This is a genomic window from Aestuariivirga sp. (assembly GCF_965227715.1).
In the GTDB taxonomy this organism is placed as follows: domain Bacteria; phylum Pseudomonadota; class Alphaproteobacteria; order Rhizobiales; family Aestuariivirgaceae; genus Aestuariivirga.
This window is the reverse complement of sequence record NZ_OZ245771.1, coordinates 3,251,454-3,268,215: the sequence shown is the minus strand read 5'-3', so window position 1 is coordinate 3,268,215 and position 16,762 is coordinate 3,251,454. Positions and strand designations below refer to the sequence as shown.

Below are 16,762 nucleotides of genomic sequence, written 5' to 3'. Positions count from 1 at the left end.
AATTGATCACAATGCACTGATCGAGCCGGTCCACATCAGGTAACCGGCAACGATCGCAGCAAGGACGATGCCGAGCCCCAACAGCGCCTCCACCACGGAAAAGGCCCTCTCGCCCCTCGCGTGCCTTGCCCACCAGTAAACCGGAATGCCCAATGCGTAGAGGATTGCGCACATCAGGAGGTAGTTCGGCCCGGCAGCATAAACGAGCCAGGCCCCGTAAACGGTTGCCACGGCGCCTGCAAAGACGTCCCCCCACCGTGCTTCGCCCCGGCCATAGCCTTCGCCCGTCACTGCAAGCTTCAACGCATACGCACCGGAAAGCACATATGGCACCAGAATTGCGGTGGACGCGATGTAGAACAAGGCGAGATATGTTGAGTTCGCATAGAGCGTGAGGATCAGAAAACCCTGCACAAGAATATTGGTGATCCAGAGTGAACCATGCGGCGAGCCCCGCTTGTTTTCGGCCGCAAACACATCCGGCAGCATGCCTTCCCGGGCCGCCCGAAAGGGAATCTCAGCCGCAAACAGCGTCCAGCTCAGGAACGCGCCGGCAACCGAGATAACAAGACCTATCCGAACGAGGACTGAGCCCCACGGTCCCACGGCCCTTTCGAGCACATCCGCCATCGATGCCGCCGCAGGCAGGCCGGAAAGTTCCGATTGGCTCATGACACCGAAAGACAGGAGCGAGACCAGCAAATAAACCCCAAGTGCGGTGATGAAGCCGAGAATGGTCGCGCGGCCGATGTCGGCCCTCCGCTCCGCCCGCGCCGAGACAACACTCGCCCCTTCGATACCGATGAAGACCCAGAGGGTCACAAGCATCGTGCTCTTCACCTGGGTCATCGCGCTTCCAAGCGCCGGGACGCCGGCACCCCAGAAATCGAGACTGAACTTCGGGAGATTAAACACAAGGATCAACGCCACGATGAACACGAAAATCGGCGCAAGCTTCGCGATCGTCGTCACAACATTTATGATGGCTGCCTGCCGCACACCCAGCAAGATCAGCGCATGGATCAGCCAGAGAAGAATGGAAGCGCCCACGATCGCCTGAAAGCTGTTCCCCTCCGCCCCGAAGGCGGGGTAGAAATAGCTCAAGGCACCGAAAATGAGCACGGCATAGGACACATTGCCGATCCACGCGCTCAGCCAATAGCCCCAGGCGCTGTTGAAGCCGACAAAATCACCAAAGCCGGCGCGCGCATAGGAATAGGGACCAGCGTCAAGCTTGGGTTTGCGCACGGACAGCCGCTGATAGACCAGAGCAAGCGCCAGCATGCCGATGCCGGTGATCAGCCAGCCAATGATGACGGGCCCCGCCGAAGCACCTTTTGCCATGTTCTGGGGAAGGCTAAAGACGCCACCGCCAATCATCGAGCCCACGACCAGAGCGATCAAAGGCAACAGACCGAGCTTGCCGCGGCCACTCCCTGATGCGGGACGGCTCGGCGTGGAAACCGATTCACTCATCTTGATATCTCCTTGATGCCGAAAGGCCGGAGTCGCAGCGGAAGGTGCTGTGGAATTGCCGCTGGGTCCTTGATCTGCATCAACGGCGGCAAACTTGCACTGTCACGACTGCCCTGAAGAGCAGGCTAGCATCACTTCCAAGGATATTTATGACGGTCAGCCGCTCACTGCGGGGCGGGCGGCGTTATTGCTTTCAGCTCACGCAGACGTAACGGCACGCCGGAAGAACCACAGTTTCGCGATTTCGGTGGCCACGATGTATCCGCTGACGATCCCGATCACAGCCGTCAGCTCCAGGGCCGAAAGCGGAACGAAGCCGAAGGCCGAACTCATTCGCCCGAGAAACGGGATCGCAAAGGTTGCGGCTGCAGCGGCGATCGTCGACCACAGGAGCAATTTGCTGGGCTGGCTGCTGAATACCGGGTGCCGTGTGCGCAGCACGAGCACGACCGCAAGTTCGGTCAGGAGAGAGATCATGAACCAGGATGTCTGGAACACGGCTTCACCCGCATGGAAGACGTAAAGGAGAACGCAGAAAGTCAATATGTCGAAGGCCGAGCTGATCAATCCGAACACGATCATGAATCGCTGGATGTCCTTGATGCTCCAGCGCTGCGGGCTGGATACCCGCTCCGGATCCACAGTGTCGCTTGAAATCGCAATGGACGGAAGATCCGACAGGAAGTTGTTGAGCAGGATTTGCTTGGCGGCCAGCGGCAGGAACGGCAGAAGCGGTGTCGCCAGCGCCATGCTGATCATGTTTCCGAAATTGGCGCTGGTGGTGATCGAGATGTATTTGAGCGTGTTTGCGAAAGTGCGCCGTCCATCCTGCACGCCCTCGCGCAACACATCCAGATCGCGGCTGAGAAGAATGATGTCTGCACTCTCGCGCGCGACATCCACGGCTTCAGAGACGGATATTCCCACATCGGCGGCATGAAGCGCAGGGGCATCATTGATCCCGTCACCCAGATAGCCAACCGCGTTTCCGGTTCGTTGCAGGGCGCGCACAATGCGCTCTTTCTGCTGTGGGTCGATCTCGACAAAGAGATCGGTGCGCGGCGCCAGATGCCAGAGTGCCTCGTCCTTGAGCTTCGCCAGATCCTCCCCCGTCAGCATCGAGCTGGCGTCAAGGCCGACGGCCTCTGCCATGTGGGCCGTCACATGGCGATTGTCACCGCTGATCACCTTGATGGCGATGCCAAGCCGGGCGAGGTCCTGAATTGTCTTCCTGGCCTCGGGCTTTGGTGGGTCGAGGAACACCAGAAAGCCGCGAAAGACCATGTCCCGCTCGTCTTCCCGGTTGTAATCGGGGCGCGCGGCCGCACTGCGCGTCGCAAGTGCCAGAACGCGAAAGCCTTGCAGGCTCTTGGACTGGAAGGCCGCCTCGAGTTGGCTGCGTGCCGTCTCATCGATCGGCGCCTCCACGCCGTCACGGTCGACAGAGGTGCAGATCTCGAGGATGTTCTTGAACGCGCCCTTGGTCACGAACAGGTGCTGACCAACCGTTCCATTTTCCGCCACCACGATGGTCAGGCGGCGGCGCACGAAATCATAGGGGATTTCGTCAATCTTGGTCAGTCCGCCGGTCGTCAATGCGGCGCGATTTCCTGCCTCGACGATGGCGGCGTCGAGAGGATTCGCAACACCGGTTTCGAGGGCCGCATTGATGAAGGCGAGCCGGCGCACCTCGTCCGACGGGCGGTTTGCCGTGTCGAGCACCTCGCTCAGAACAACGGTGCCCTCGGTCAGCGTGCCGGTTTTGTCGGTGCAAAGAATGTTCATGCTGCCGAGATTCTCGATGGCACCGAGGCGCCGCACGATCACGCCGCGCTTGCTCATGGCGCGGGCACCCGCAGACAGTGTGACACTGATGATGGCGGGCAGGAGTTCGGGCGACAACCCCACCGCGAGCGCCACCGCGAACAGCAGCGATTCGACAATTGGGCGGTCGAGAAGGAGGTTTACCGTCAGCACAAACAGAACGATGACCACCATCACGCGGATCAGCAGGTAACCGAACTGCCTCACACCGCGCTCGAAATCCGTCTCAGGCGAACGCGCCCGCAGCCGCGCGGCGATTGCGCCGAATTCAGTCCGGCGGCCGGTTCTGACAACCAGAACCTTTGCCGTGCCGCTGCGCACTGAGGCGCCGAGAAAGACTGTGTTCGTCCGCCCGGCCAGAGGCGCATCGCGGGCGGCGGTCCCCGAGCGTTTCTCGACCGGAAAGGACTCGCCCGTCATGCTGGCCTCGCTGACGAGAAAGTCCTGCGCCTCGATCACGACGCCATCCGCGGGGATCAAATTGCCTGCCGAAAGCAGAATGACGTCACCCGGAACGATCACGTTCAGCGGCAACACCTGTTCAGCCCCGTCGCGCAGCACCCGCGCCGTGAGGGTCAGCCGCTTCTTCAGCTCTTCGACGGCAGCCGACGCCCGGTATTCCTGAAAGAAGCTGAGAAACGAACTGCCGAGAACGATCGCGAGCACAATCCCCGCATCCACCCATTGCCGGAGGCCAAGCGAAATGACCGCAGCGAAGGCAAGGATCAGAACCAGCGGACTTTCGAACTGGCGCAGCAGCAGCCGCACTGCGCTTAAGCGTTGCGCATCCTCGACGCTATTGGGCCCGATCGCCTTGAGCTGCTCTGCCGCGCGATCAGAGGTGAGACCGGTGACGGCGCTTCCCAGTGCCTGCGCCAGTGCAGAAACGTCCTGGCTCCAGTAGCTGGCATCAGGTGCAGTTTCGGCCATGGCGACACCCTCTCTGAGCCGCGCTCATACCACGCCCCGGCCCCTTGCTCCATGCCGCATCATGTTCCGCCGCTCCAACTTCAGGGCGCATGGCGACATCAAATGCTGGCGGGCCGGCAGCGATGCATTGTAAAAATGGCAGCGAGTCTCTATTGCGCTGCAGTGTCTCCAATCACGACGAAACCGCGCCCCAGCCCGACGACCGTCCGCTCACCAGGTTTGAAAGCCGTGGCCTGGTGTTCAAAAGGATCTGAGCGATGCACATCCCCACACGCCACGGCGTGGGCCCCAGTTGCGTGACCCTTCCCGCTGGCCCCTGGCCCACGGTGCTGGACTTCTTGGTCGAGCGCATGCCCAACATCTCGCGCGAGGCATGGACCGCGCGTCTGCGCAGCCAATCGGTGCTGAACGCGGAAGGTCAACCCGTGCTGCTCACGCAGCCCTACACGCCGCACATGCGCGTGTTTTACTACCGCCACATTGAGGACGAACCGCAGCTGCCGGAGCAGGCCCGCATCCTGTTCGAAGACGACCATCTCTTGGTCTCCGACAAACCCCATTTCATGCCCGTCACAGCTGCGGGGCAGTATGTGCAGCAGAGTTTGCACGTGCAACTGAGGAATCTGACGGGTTGTGACGATCTGGTGCCCTTGCACCGCATCGACCGCGAAACCGCGGGCCTGGTGTTGCTGAGCAAACGCCCGGCTAACCGGGACGCCTACCATGCCCTGTTTCGCCAGCAGCTCATCCACAAGACCTACCACGCCATCGCCCCCTTTCGCGCTGAGCTGACATGGCCCCGCACCCACACCAGCCGCCTGGTAGCGGGCGAGCCCTTTTTTCGGATGCAAGAAGTGCCGGGTGATGCCAACAGCGAAACCCGCATCAGCCTGCTGCGCACCGATGGCTCTCGCGCACTGTACCAGTTGGAGCCGGTCAGTGGCAAACGCCACCAGCTGCGGGTGCACATGCTGTCACTGGGCTTAGCCCTGGAGGGTGACTTGCTCTACCCCGAGCTGCTGCGCACACCGGATGCGCCGGAAGACTTCAGCCAAGTCTTGCAACTGCTGGCGCAGCGCATCGCTTTCACCGACCCGGTGACCGGTGCCGGGCGGGTATTCGAGAGCCAACGCAGCCTGCACTTTTAAACGGACGAGGTGTCCGATGGGTTTGCCCCCTTGCAAGTGATGAATCCAAACCCGCCCGTCCTGATGAGGTTTTGCCGTTTTCGGCGGGGTGGAGCAGGGGTGAGAAAGACCACGTCACAAGATCAGCGGCTTGGCAGTTTGCCGGTCCCTGCGGGATGGAATTAATAACTCCCGTCGGGCCGAGCGGTCGTCGCGAACACTATTTGAGATAGCTGATGCTCGTCTTCCCAATCGTGCCGTTGAAGGGAAATGGCGCTTGATCGTAGTATTCGAGCGAGACTGGCGAATCCAGGTCCTCGCCAATGTCGAAGGTGGCGTTGGAGGTGAAATGCAGGGACATTGCGGCCGGAACGCGGCCCTGCCCCACCACCTCGCCGTTCACCCTCAGTGTGATGTCCATCGGTCCGCCGATCTTGTCCACCAGCTTCGATTCGACTTCCACCTGGACCTTGCCCTCAGGCAACTGCGCCTTGGACCGGATTTTCGTACGCTGCACTTCAAACAGGTTGAACTCGTAGTTCAGGACTCCGTCCTTCACGTAGCAAGTAACACCACCGGAGAAGCCGGCGAGCGCATACAGCACTCCATTGGCATTCTCCGGTACGTTGAGGTCCATGGTCACGAGGCTGCTGTTCTTGCCGAGTTTCGGTGCGGCTGACTCCGGCATGCCGGTCAGCGGATTGTCGAAGGTCCATTCGGTAAGGGCTGAGGCCGGGGCATCTTCCGGATGGAACATCGCGGTGGACCACAGGCCGCCGCCGATCGGCAGGTTCTTGTTCTTGGTCGACTCGACCAGGAAGAGGTCCTTCATCTCCGCAAGCTTCTCAGGGTTCGATGCCGCAAGGTCGTGGGCCTCGCTCCAGTCCTTGTCGATGTTGTAGAGCTCCCACTTGTCGGTCAGCGGCGACCATGACTTGATCCCCTTCGGCAAACCGCTCACCCAGGGCTCGCGCGGGCCCGGCGCGCTGGCGAACCAGCCGTCGTGATAAATGCCGCGGCTGGCCATGATGTCGAAGAACTGGGTGTGGCGCATGCCGGGCGCCTTCGCGTCATCCATCGCATAGGTCATGCTGATGCCGGCAATCGGATCCTGCTCGATGCCATTGACGACATGCGGCGGCGTGATGTGCGCCAGTTCATAGATGGTCGGCACGATGTCCACCACGTGATGGAACTGCGGCCGGGCCAGCGGATCGGCCTTGATGTGCGCAGGCCAGGAGACCGCCAGGGGCTGCCGCGTGCCGCCGAAGTAGGAGCCCATGAGCTTCGTGCCCTGATAGGGCGTGCTGCCGGCCCAGGCCCATCCGGCGTGATACATGTTGTCGGTCTTGGGGCCGCCAAGGGCATCGAGGCCGCCCAGCTCGTCCAGCGCCGTGATGTGCTGGGAAATCGTGGTGGGGATGCCATTCTGCGCCAGCTGCTCGCTGATGGTGCCGTTGAGGCCCTCGGATGACGAGCCGTTGTCACCCCAGATGTAGAAGATCAGCGTGTTGTCGAGCTTGCCCTGCTTCTCGATCTCGTCGATGACGCGCCCGGCGTTGTAGTCGGCATGTTCGGTGAATCCGGCGAAGACCTCCATGAGGCGGCGCTGGAACGGCTTCTCGGCCTCGGGGATCGAGTCCCATGACGCCATCGAGGCTGGGCGCGGCGTCAGTTCGGCATCCTGCGGAATCCAGCCCAGGGCCTTCGCTCGGGCGAAGGTGCGCTCGCGATACTTGTCCCAGCCGTCATCGAACTTGCCTTTGTACTTGTCGGCCCATTCCTTCATGACCTGGTGCGGCCCATGCGATGCACCCGGCGCCCAGTACATGAAGAACGGTTTGTCGGGTGCATAGGCCTTCTGCTCGCGCAGCCAGTGGATGGCATCCTCGGCGATGTCATTGCTGAAATGATAGCCCTTGGGCCGCTCTCCGGTCACCATGGTGGTGTTGCGGGTCAGCGTCGGCTCATACTGCGAAGCCTCGCCAGCCAGGAAGCCGTAGAAATATTCGAAGCCATAGCCGGTCGGCCAGTATTCGAAGGGCCCCTTGGAAGTAATCTGCTCCTCGGGCGTGTTGTGCCACTTGCCCCAGGCGCCCGTGTTGTAGCCATAGTTCTTCAGCACTTCGGCGATGGTGGCCGAGGATTTCGGGATGATGCCGCTGAAGCCGTCGAAGTCATTTGCCAGCGCCGCGATCTGTCCATTGCCGACAAAGGTATGGTTCCGCCCGGTGAGGAGTGCCGCGCGCGTCGGTGAGCACATGGCAGTCGAGTGGAACCGGCTGAACGAAACGCCCATCTTCGAGACGCGGTCGAGGGTTGGGGTGTTGATCTCTCCACCATAAGTCGACGGCGTGCCGGGGCCCACGTCATCCATCAAGATGATCAGGATGTTCGGCGCATCGGCAGCGAGACGCTTCGGCTCGACGCGCTTCTTGTAGATGGAATCCTGGATCGTCAGCCCTGGCGTCGAGGCGGATGGTGTCGGGGGAAAGGGAAGTATGGACCCGTCGACGGAGGCTGCCGATGCGCCCGGAGAGGCCGATTGGGCGAGAGCTCCACTTGCTGCACTGGTCAGTGCCGAACATGCGATCGCAATGGCGGTGACCCCGGTCCTGAACTGGCGGACAATCCGACATGCGGACAAGTCGAAATGTTTCTGTGTCATGTTCGCCCCTATCTGCTGTGCAGGCATTGGTTTGCTATTTCAGTTCCACGTGGACAGATTCGATCTTGCCGTCGAACTTGAACGGTCGCTGGTCATCGTAGGCCAAGGCTACCGGTGAGCCGAGATCCACGCCAACATCGAACGTTTCCGACGCCGTGAAGGCTGCGGGAACGGTGCGTCCGACAGTGACCTTGGCAACCTCCTTGCCATCCACCGAGATGGTCACATGGGCCGGAGACAGCGGCTTCGGTGACTGGAACTTCGTCGCCACCTCTATGCGGTGCTTGCCGGCTGGAATTTTGGTGGCAGAGCGCGCCTCGTAGTTCTCGATGATCATCATGTTGTAGTCGTAAACGAGCGTTCCCTTGTCCATGTAGAGGGTCAGCCCTCCTGAAGCCCCGCCGAGCGCGTAGAGAACACCCGACGCTTCGTCGCCAAACTCCGCGTCGATGGTCACGTGGTTGGTTTCTCGGCCGAGGCCCGGAGCCGTGAACTCCGGCATGCGCGTGGTGGTCGCATCGAAGTTCCAGCTGGTATAAGGCGTCTTGACGCGATCTTCCGGGTGCTGCCGCAACCAGTTGCCTGCCCCGATGGGAAACACCTTGTTGTCCCTGGCGACTTCGAGGAAGCGCGCCTTCATCGCCGCGAGCCGGTCCGGATCGACAGCAGAAAGGTCCGTTGACTGCGAGAAGTCCTTCGACAGGTCGTAAAGGCTCCACGCATCCGTGTCAGGATCCCACTTGGTATTGAACGGCAGTGACGCCTGCCACGGGATGAAGGGACCGAAGGCCGAGGCTATCCAGCCATCCTTGTAGAGCGCGCGGCTGCCGCTGTTCTCGAAGTACTGTTCGGTCTTGCTGTCCTTGGCGCCAGCGTCGTTGAAGCTGTATTCCATGCTGACGCCGTCGATGGGATCCTGTGGCTGGCCGTTCACGTCCTTTGGCGGCGTAATGCCCAGCACCTCATAAATCGTCGGAGCGATGTCATTGACATGGTGGAACTGCGTGCGCGGTTGCTTGTCAGGCGTGATTTTGGCAGGCCACGAAATGACCAGCGGATTGCGGGTGCCGCCGAAATAGGCGGCCACGAGCTTCGTCGCCTGGAAAGGCGTCGAGCCCGCCCATGCCCATCCGGCATGATACATGTTGTCCATCTTGGGGCCGCCCAGCTCCTTGATGCCGCCGAGCCTGTTCATGGCGGCCATTTGCTGGTCGACGGTGTTGGGAATGCCATTCTGGGCCAGCAGCTCGCTGATCGAGCCAGCCTGCCCTTCGGCACTCGAACCGTTGTCGCCGAACACGTAGAAGATCAGCGTGTTGTCCCGCAGACCCATTTTCTCGAGTTCATCGATGATGCGGCCGGCCTCGAAATCAGCATGTTCGGTGAACCCGGCGAAGACCTCCATCAGCCGCTCCTGGAATGGCCGCTCGCTCTGCGGGATGCTGTCCCAACTCGCCAGCGTATCGGGGCGGGGCGTCAGTTTGGTGCCGGCGGGAGTCCAGCCCAGGGACTTCTGGCGGGCGAAGACCTCTTCGCGCAGGGCATCCCAGCCTTGGTCGAACTTGCCCTTATACTTGTCTGCCCATTCCGCAAAAATGTGGTGGGGCCCGTGCGACGCGCCAGGCGCCCAGTACATCAGGAATGGCTTGTCCGGCGCATAGGCCCGGTGCTTGTGCAGCCAGGTGATGGCGCGGTCGGCAAGATCCGTGGTCAGGTGATACTGGGGATCATGCGGCGGCTCGATGGTGTTGGTGTTCTCGACGAGCCGCGGTTCCCACTGCGAGGTTTCACCAGCCAGGAAGCCGTAGAAATATTCAAAGCCATATCCCGTCGGCCAGCGGTCAAACGGGCCCATCGCCGTTGTTTCGGTGGCGGGGGTGTTGTGCCACTTGCCGAAGGCCGCGGTGCTGTAGCCATAGTCCTTCAGCACCTCCGCCACGGTGGCCGAGGTCTTGGGGATGACCCCCACATAACCGTCCCAGTCAACCGCACGCTCGGCAATCGTGCCCGAGCCGACGCGGTGCTGGTTGCGCCCTGTCAGCAGGGCAGCGCGGGTCGGCGAGCAGATGGCCGTGGTGTTGAACGTGTTGTAGGAAATGCCCTGGCCTGCCAGCTTGCTGAGCGTGGGCGTGTGAACAAATCCGCCGAAGGTGTCGGCCACGCCGTATCCGACGTCATCCATAAGGACGATAAGGATGTTGGGTGCGCCCGGCGGCAGGTGCTTCACCTCGACACGGCGCTGGTGCGTCGACTCCTTCAGCGTTGGGCCGGCGATGCTGGCAGAGGGGGCTGGCGGGAACGGCAAAATGGAACCGTCGTCCGCCGCCCACACAGGATTGTCAGGAGCGAGCGATGCGATCAGCGCGAAGCTCAGGAACCATGAGGCCTTCGACGCCCCAAGGCGGTGCAAATCCGGGAGTGCAAACTTCATTGACCGCTCCATTGCCTTCTGACGCTGCTGACGGGTTGACTTAGAGACCGATTGTCACATTGCCCCAGATCACGTCGCCCTCGACGCGGCGCTTGGCACCCAGTTCATGGATGTATTTGAGTTTCATGGACAGGCTGGTGTCACCGATCTTGGTGCTGTAGCCGATGAGCGGCCCGATACCGAACACCCGCGCCTGGAGACTGTCAGCCTCAAGGACCTTCTGGAGGTTCTCCGCGCCGTCGCCACTGTCATTGCCGAGCTGCTGATAGGCATATCCGGTGGCAGCCAGCACAAAGCCGTTGGGCAGATGCTGAGCGGCAGTGGCCTCGAAATGCAGTTCAGGTGCCGTCTGATAGTCAGTGGCCGTGTTGAGTGTGCTGATGGTGACGCCCAGCGCCCCGGACAGTTCGAAGCCATTGTCCGGGTTGAGGTACGTGACCCCGATAGTCGGGTCGACGCCGAACTTGTTCTTGCTGAGGCTCAGAATATCAACCTCGATGGGCGGCCCCTTGCTCGCAGTGGCATCGGAATACTGGCCTGTCGGGACAAAGACCGGCAGCGAGAGATTGTAGTGCATGTGGCCGTCGTCATAGCCGAGCATGGGGATAAGCGTGAGATCGCCCAGGCCGAACTGGCTGTCAGAAAGGCCCAGCCCGGAGATCGGCGAGACAAGATCGAAATTTCCATGGATGGACACGATCGGAAGCTGGGCACTGAATGCAAACCGCCCGCCGAACAGCTTCGCACCTGTTGAATAGGTGAGGGCAATCTTGTCGACGATGGCTGTCAATTCCACATCGGTCGCGATTGCACCACCGACCGACAAGCCATCGAGTTTGCCATTGATGTAGATGACGTCATTGCCGAGGTAGAGGCCAGGCATTGGCACGATGCCGGCATAGATGTCGCGGGAGCCAAGGAGATATGCGCCTGATCCACCCTCGACAGCAAATGCCGCGCCGCTCGCCAAGGTCGAAGCCAAGGACAAGCAAGGCAGTAAACGCCATATCCTGTTGCGGATGCCCCAATTGGGCATAGTCATTCCGGCACCTCGATGGTTTTCGATTGTGCGGAGGGTAACAGTGAATACAATCGCGATTTGACAACCTATGGTCAAATCGGGCGACTTGTGGCCATATAGCTTATCAAGCAGAGTTCCGATCAGGAACGCGCCAATCGCATCCATGCCTATGCGCCGGGTTCGGACTATTCACGATCCACCAAATCGGCCCGGATGCGGCGTTGCCCGCCGACCTCGACGACGTCGCAATTCACCGCGTCATTGTTGGCAAGACCAATCCGGACGGATCTCCCCTGGTCATCGTGCGACGGCCTGAAGCCTAAGCGAGTGGTCGGGAAAACTCCCGACCACCCAACTCAGTTACGGTAGAGTTTGCAATAGAGTGTGATCGTCAGCTCGCGCTTTGGCTCGCCAACTTCGAATCACGCTCGTAACGCGTAAGCGGGCGAGACGAATCTTCGTTCATCGCAACGTTCGACGTAGCACTGCTTGAAACCGCCAATTCAACGGACGGCATATCGACGCTTCCAAGCGGGCCGGCCGCATCACGGCCGGATGCAAAGGCAGTTGACGAAAGAGCAGTCAGTGCAAGGAAAGCGAAAGCGATCTTTTTCATGATGTATATCCATTTCAGTTAATTGAATTCGGGTCAGTTATTTATTTTCTGGAACGGTTACATGGCGTTCCCGATGACTTGAATTTAGTAGTTCTTATCGGAAAGTCGAAACAAGCCGAGTGACGCCATCGTCATAATTATTTTGTTTTAAGACAACAGCTTAAGGTGTCTTTCAGACACACGATCAAATCGGTCTCACGTCAGAAAAGAAATGCACACAAGCGTGTGAACGCCTGAAACTATTTTAGGGCCGAATAATAATCAGCAAGGGAAGCGAAAGCTGCTCCGGGAAATCTAGGCCAGCGTGACGGCGGAAAATGCAAGCAAGTGACGGTCAGCAGGAAGCCGTGACAATCACGCAGACCAGCGGCAGCGGTCCTATTCAAGAGTCTATCAACGTCGAGATCTCTAACAACTCCTGCACGACCCTCTATGTGAGCCGGTGTAGGCGAGATGGAATTTACAGAAATACTGTAGAATAGCGACCTGAGGAATTGCTGGCCTCTCCGAATACGAAGCGAAATGCAGTAGCCCTAAAGGTGTAATTCTGCCGATGAAACCATCCTAAAGAAATTGCTCTTTATGTAGTGAAACTGAAGATGTGAGCTTTCGGAAGTCTCGGTCGATTCAGCCATTTGTCCAAACTCGCAGTTTCAATGACTCTAGCGAAGGCAAGACTTAATGTTCATCATCAATCCGGTAGGGCAATCGATAGGACACAACTCGCTCGCCACTGCCATTTCATCACAAATTCAATAGCTTAGGTTTATAAAATGGCGGAGAGGGAGGGATTCGAACCCCCGGTACGGTCACCCGTACTCCGCATTTCGAGTGCGGCGCGATCGACCACTCTGCCACCTCTCCGCATTCAGGGCGTGCCTGATGATCGCGGGGGGTAGATAGCCGAGAGATAGGCGGCTCACAACCCTTTTTCTGGGCGGTTGACTTGAGGGAGCGTGGTGGCTAGACATCGCGCGTTCACGAACAGGCAGGTCATGGCCCTTTTTGCCGCCAGCTATGGATTGAGGCGCGCCGCGATTGCGGGCCGCGCGGGCTTGGCCGTGGCCGTGAAACACACAAAAACCACCAAAACGGCGTGAGCCTTCTCCCCCGGCCTTCCCCCGCGGGGGTGGAAGGCTGAAACCCTCTTTGCCCGGCAGCGGAGCCATCATGGCTCACGGGGGACGGGCAGGACGGCCTTAGGAGAGAGAACATGGGTTACAAGGTTGCAGTCGTCGGCGCCACGGGCAATGTGGGGCGCGAAATGCTGTCGATCCTCGAGGAGCGGCAGTTCCCGGTGGATGAGGTCCACGCCATTGCCTCGCGCAAGTCGATGGGCGTTGAGGTCTCCTTCGGGGACCGGGTGCTGAAGTGCCAGGACCTGGAACAGTTCGATTTCAGCAAGGTCGATTTCTGCCTGATGTCGGCGGGCTCGGCGGTGTCCAAGGAATGGTCTCCGAAGATCGGCGCCACGGGTGCGATCGTGATCGATAATTCCTCCTGCTGGCGGTATGACCAGGAAGTGCCGCTCATCGTGCCTGAGGTGAATGCGGGCGCCCTCGTCGAATATATGGCGCGCCCCAAGCGCCGCAACATCATCGCCAATCCCAACTGCTCCACGGCACAGCTCGTGGTGGTGCTGAAGCCCCTGCATGACGTGGCCAAGATCAAGCGCGTGGTCGTCTCCACCTACCAGTCGGTCTCGGGCGCCGGCAAGGAAGGCCTCGACGAATTGTGGAACCAAACCAAGGGCATCTTCGTCACTGATTCACCCACACCCCGGAAGTTCACCAAGCAGATTGCCTTCAACGTCATCCCCCACATCGACGTGTTCATGGATTCAGGTGACACGAAGGAAGAGTGGAAGATGACGGTCGAGACCAAGAAGATCCTCGACCCGAAGATCAAGCTCACCGCCACTTGCGTGCGCGTACCCGTCTTCGTCGGCCATTCGGAAGCCGTGAACATCGAGTTCGAGACGCCGATCTCGGCGGAAGAAGCGCGCGAGATCCTGCGTGAGGCGCCGGGCTGCCTCGTCGTCGACAAGCGCGAGGATGGCGGCTACATCACGCCCGTCGAATGCGTGGGCGACTTTGCAACCTACATCTCGCGAATCCGCGAGGATGCCACGATCGACAATGGCCTCAACCTCTGGATCGTGTCGGACAATCTGCGGAAGGGCGCGGCCCTCAACGCCGTGCAGATCGCGGAAAGCCTCATAAACCGCGGCCTGATCAAGCAGGCGGCCTGAGTTTCTTCGTTTCTCCGGTGGATTTCCCAGAAGGATGTGATTTCGATCACATCCTTTTTTCGTTCTCCATGGTCATCTGGGCGGAATTGGACAGCGCCAGACCCCTTTGGAGAATTCATCTTGTCCTATCCCCGGCTCACCAAGTGCATGCCCGACGAGAGCCGCTACAATCCCTTCTTCTTTCTCCACAAGGCATTGCGTTTCGGCCATTGCCGCATGCTGTCAGGCCTGGGCACCGAGGATTACAATCATGAGGAACTGGCCGGGAAGCAGCTGCTGAAACTGGGCCAGCTGTGTGAGCTGAGCCGCGCGGCGATTGCAGCCGAGCAAGTGGCCCTCGCCCCTGCCCTTGCCTCCTGCCGCCCGGAAGTGGCCGCCAGCACCTGCCAGGACCATATCAGCCACCTTGCGGCACTGGCCGAACTGGACTCGCTGATGCGCGCCATGAAGGTGGCGACGGCGCAGCGCCGCAATCATGCCGGACGCACCATCTATCGCTGCTATGCGCTCTTTGCCGCCGCGGATCTGGCGCGCATGAACAATGAGGAGACGGCCCTGCTCACCTGCCTGCAGCATGTGCTCTCCGATGAGGCGCTGCGGCTCATGGAATCCTGCATTTTCCAGAACCTGTCACCTGAACAGCTGGATACGCTGATGCGGCTGATGCTGCCCGCACTCACCACCGCCGAACTGCGAACGCTTCTGTCTCAGCTCGAGGCCGATGTGGGGCCTTCGCTGTTCGCGGAGCTGATGGAGACGACCGTGCAGCCGATTATGACGTCGGCCAGCTCTGCGGCAGCCTGAAACTTTTGTTTCATTTGCATGTGTCTGTGATTCAAATCACGACATTTTGATCTGGCGCAGATTACCCAGCTCCCACTGAACGCCACGATTCACTGGAGACACGGATGACGTCGAATTATATCCCGGACGAAACGCGCTACAATTTCTATCACGCCATTCACAAGGCGCTTCGGCTGGGCCATTGCCGGATGTTGCCCGCACTGAGCGCCCTCGATTATCGCGATGCTGCAAGAACCAAAGCCGTGATGGCGGATCTGCGGAACCTGCTGGCCGTCGCCCGCGGCCACCTTGAAGGCGAGAACCGGGAGATCCACGCAGCCCTCGAAGAACGCCTCCCCGGCGCCGCGTCACATGCTGCTGAAGATCATGAAGGCCATGAGGCGAGCTTCGTGGACCTGGAAGAGCTGATCCTGAAGGTCGAACAGGCACCCATGGCCGGGCGCGAGCTCGCCGGCCGCCGCCTGTACAAGCGCTATGCCGTCTTCGCGGCGCACGACCTCGAACACATGCATGTGGAAGAAACCGAACTGCTGGCCGCCTTGCATGAAGCCTTCACCGACCAGGAGCTGATGGCGATCGAATCCCGCATCGTCGCCGCTGCGCCGCCGCAGAAACTGGCAGCGGTGATGATGCTGATGGCACCTGCCCTGAACCACGAAGAGCGCGTGGAGCTCTTGTCCAAATTGCAGAAGGCAATGCCCGGGCCCGCATTCGAGGGCCTGCTGGCAACAGCCATCAAGCCTTCCCTCGCAATCAGGGACTATAGCGCGGTGATCGGCGAATTGATGCTGCGCGCGGCGTGATGCAAGGGCCGGAGAGGGGGCCTTCACGAGGCCCCGTCTTCAGCTTGTGACGCGGCCCCAGGAAGCGCAGCCCAAAACCGGCCCAACCTTGCCCTGTTGCAGCAACGCCACGCAGCCCGTGGAATCAGGCGTCAGCACGCCATCCTTGGGAAGGGACACCGTGGTTGCAGCGCCCGTCCACATCGCCGCCGGTATGAGCTTGCGCACCACATTGCTGTAGGAAATGGTGCGGCCCGCCATTTCGCCCTTCTCGATCTTCACCGTGGTGTTGTCGAGAACCGGCATAACCCACAGGGTCGCATCACCGCCTTCGGCAGCGGCACCGAGCGCAATGACAATCTCCTTGCCATTGTCGCTCATCTCCACGGAGACGGGCCAGGCGGGCTTCCGGGATTGCGCCAGCACGGCGAAGACCTCAGAGCGCTGGCTCCCCACCATCTGCTTCTCGCCATTGACGATCATCTGCGGGGTGAACACATCCATGTCGCCGCGCGCCTTGGCGTAATCATACTGCCGCTGGGAGAACTCGGCGCTGCCGAGCGTATCCTTCCAGCCGAGGTAGTCCCAGTAATCGACATGGAAGGTCAGCGCCAGCACCCCCGGCCTGTCACGCAGCTCCGTCAGCAGCTTATCACCCGGCGGGCAGGAGTTGCAGCCCTGGCTCGAGAACAATTCCACCACTACGTCAATCGGCGCAGAGGCCCAGGCCGCGGGCGCGAGAGCAGCCGCACCTGCACCAGCGCCAAGAGCGAGGCAGCGGCGTCGGGTGATGGCGGCGAAGGCATACATGCAACGTTTATGACTGAAACGG

Annotated in this window: 11 protein-coding genes and 1 tRNA gene; 4 read left to right on the top strand and 8 right to left on the bottom strand. The window is 60.4% G+C overall.

Annotation, left to right across the window (positions count from 1 at the left end):
- Positions 1–6: 6 nt before the first annotated feature.
- Positions 7–1,476, bottom strand: a complete 1,470-nt coding sequence (gene arcD, locus ACO06F_RS15555) for an arginine-ornithine antiporter (RefSeq protein WP_421693656.1) — start codon at positions 1,474–1,476, stop codon at positions 7–9.
- Positions 1,477–1,674: 198 nt separating this feature from the next.
- Positions 1,675–4,230, bottom strand: a complete 2,556-nt coding sequence (mgtA, locus tag ACO06F_RS15550) for a magnesium-translocating P-type ATPase (RefSeq protein WP_421693655.1) — start codon at positions 4,228–4,230, stop codon at positions 1,675–1,677.
- Between the two features lie 257 nt (positions 4,231–4,487).
- Here mgtA and ACO06F_RS15545 point away from each other — a divergent pair, with 257 nt between their 5' ends.
- Positions 4,488–5,378, top strand: coding sequence for a pseudouridine synthase (locus ACO06F_RS15545; protein WP_421693654.1), 891 nt, complete (start codon positions 4,488–4,490; stop codon positions 5,376–5,378).
- A 199-nt stretch (positions 5,379–5,577) separates the two neighbouring features.
- On the opposite strand, the gene ACO06F_RS15540 is transcribed toward ACO06F_RS15545, so the two are convergent.
- From ACO06F_RS15540 to ACO06F_RS15520, 5 genes are all read right to left on the bottom strand, one after another.
- Complete coding sequence (locus ACO06F_RS15540) at positions 5,578–8,025, bottom strand: arylsulfatase (protein ID WP_421693653.1); 2,448 nt, start codon at positions 8,023–8,025, stop codon at positions 5,578–5,580.
- Positions 8,026–8,059: 34 nt separating this feature from the next.
- Positions 8,060–10,456 carry an arylsulfatase gene (locus ACO06F_RS15535; protein WP_421693652.1) on the bottom strand — a complete coding sequence of 799 codons (2,397 nt, stop codon included), beginning with the start codon at positions 10,454–10,456 and terminating at the stop codon, positions 8,060–8,062.
- A gap of 40 nt (positions 10,457–10,496) precedes the next feature.
- The gene (locus ACO06F_RS15530; RefSeq protein WP_421693651.1) at positions 10,497–11,438 is read right to left on the bottom strand and encodes a SphA family protein; all 942 of its coding nucleotides are present in this window, start codon (positions 11,436–11,438) and stop codon (positions 10,497–10,499) included.
- Between the two features lie 430 nt (positions 11,439–11,868).
- Positions 11,869–12,093, bottom strand: a complete 225-nt coding sequence (locus tag ACO06F_RS15525; RefSeq protein WP_421693650.1) for a hypothetical protein — start codon at positions 12,091–12,093, stop codon at positions 11,869–11,871.
- Between the two features lie 774 nt (positions 12,094–12,867).
- Positions 12,868–12,957: transfer RNA gene (locus tag ACO06F_RS15520), tRNA-Ser, on the bottom strand.
- A 349-nt stretch (positions 12,958–13,306) separates the two neighbouring features.
- On the opposite strand from ACO06F_RS15520, the gene ACO06F_RS15515 reads away from it, so the two are divergent.
- The 3 genes from ACO06F_RS15515 to ACO06F_RS15505 all read left to right on the top strand — a co-directional run bounded on the left by ACO06F_RS15515 (position 13,307) and on the right by ACO06F_RS15505 (position 15,951).
- Positions 13,307–14,344 (top strand): aspartate-semialdehyde dehydrogenase, encoded by a 1,038-nt coding sequence (locus ACO06F_RS15515; protein WP_421693649.1) that lies wholly within the window; start codon positions 13,307–13,309, stop codon positions 14,342–14,344.
- 120 nt (positions 14,345–14,464) lie between these two features.
- Positions 14,465–15,148: a hypothetical protein gene (locus ACO06F_RS15510; protein WP_421693648.1), complete on the top strand. Its 684-nt coding sequence runs from the start codon at positions 14,465–14,467 to the stop codon at positions 15,146–15,148.
- A gap of 104 nt (positions 15,149–15,252) precedes the next feature.
- Positions 15,253–15,951 (top strand): hypothetical protein, encoded by a 699-nt coding sequence (locus ACO06F_RS15505; protein WP_421693647.1) that lies wholly within the window; start codon positions 15,253–15,255, stop codon positions 15,949–15,951.
- Between the two features lie 39 nt (positions 15,952–15,990).
- Here ACO06F_RS15505 and ACO06F_RS15500 read toward each other — a convergent pair whose 3' ends face one another.
- A complete protein-coding gene (locus ACO06F_RS15500; protein WP_421693646.1) occupies positions 15,991–16,740 on the bottom strand; it encodes a DUF1223 domain-containing protein in 750 nt (249 codons plus the stop codon).
- Positions 16,741–16,762: the final 22 nt, after the last annotated feature.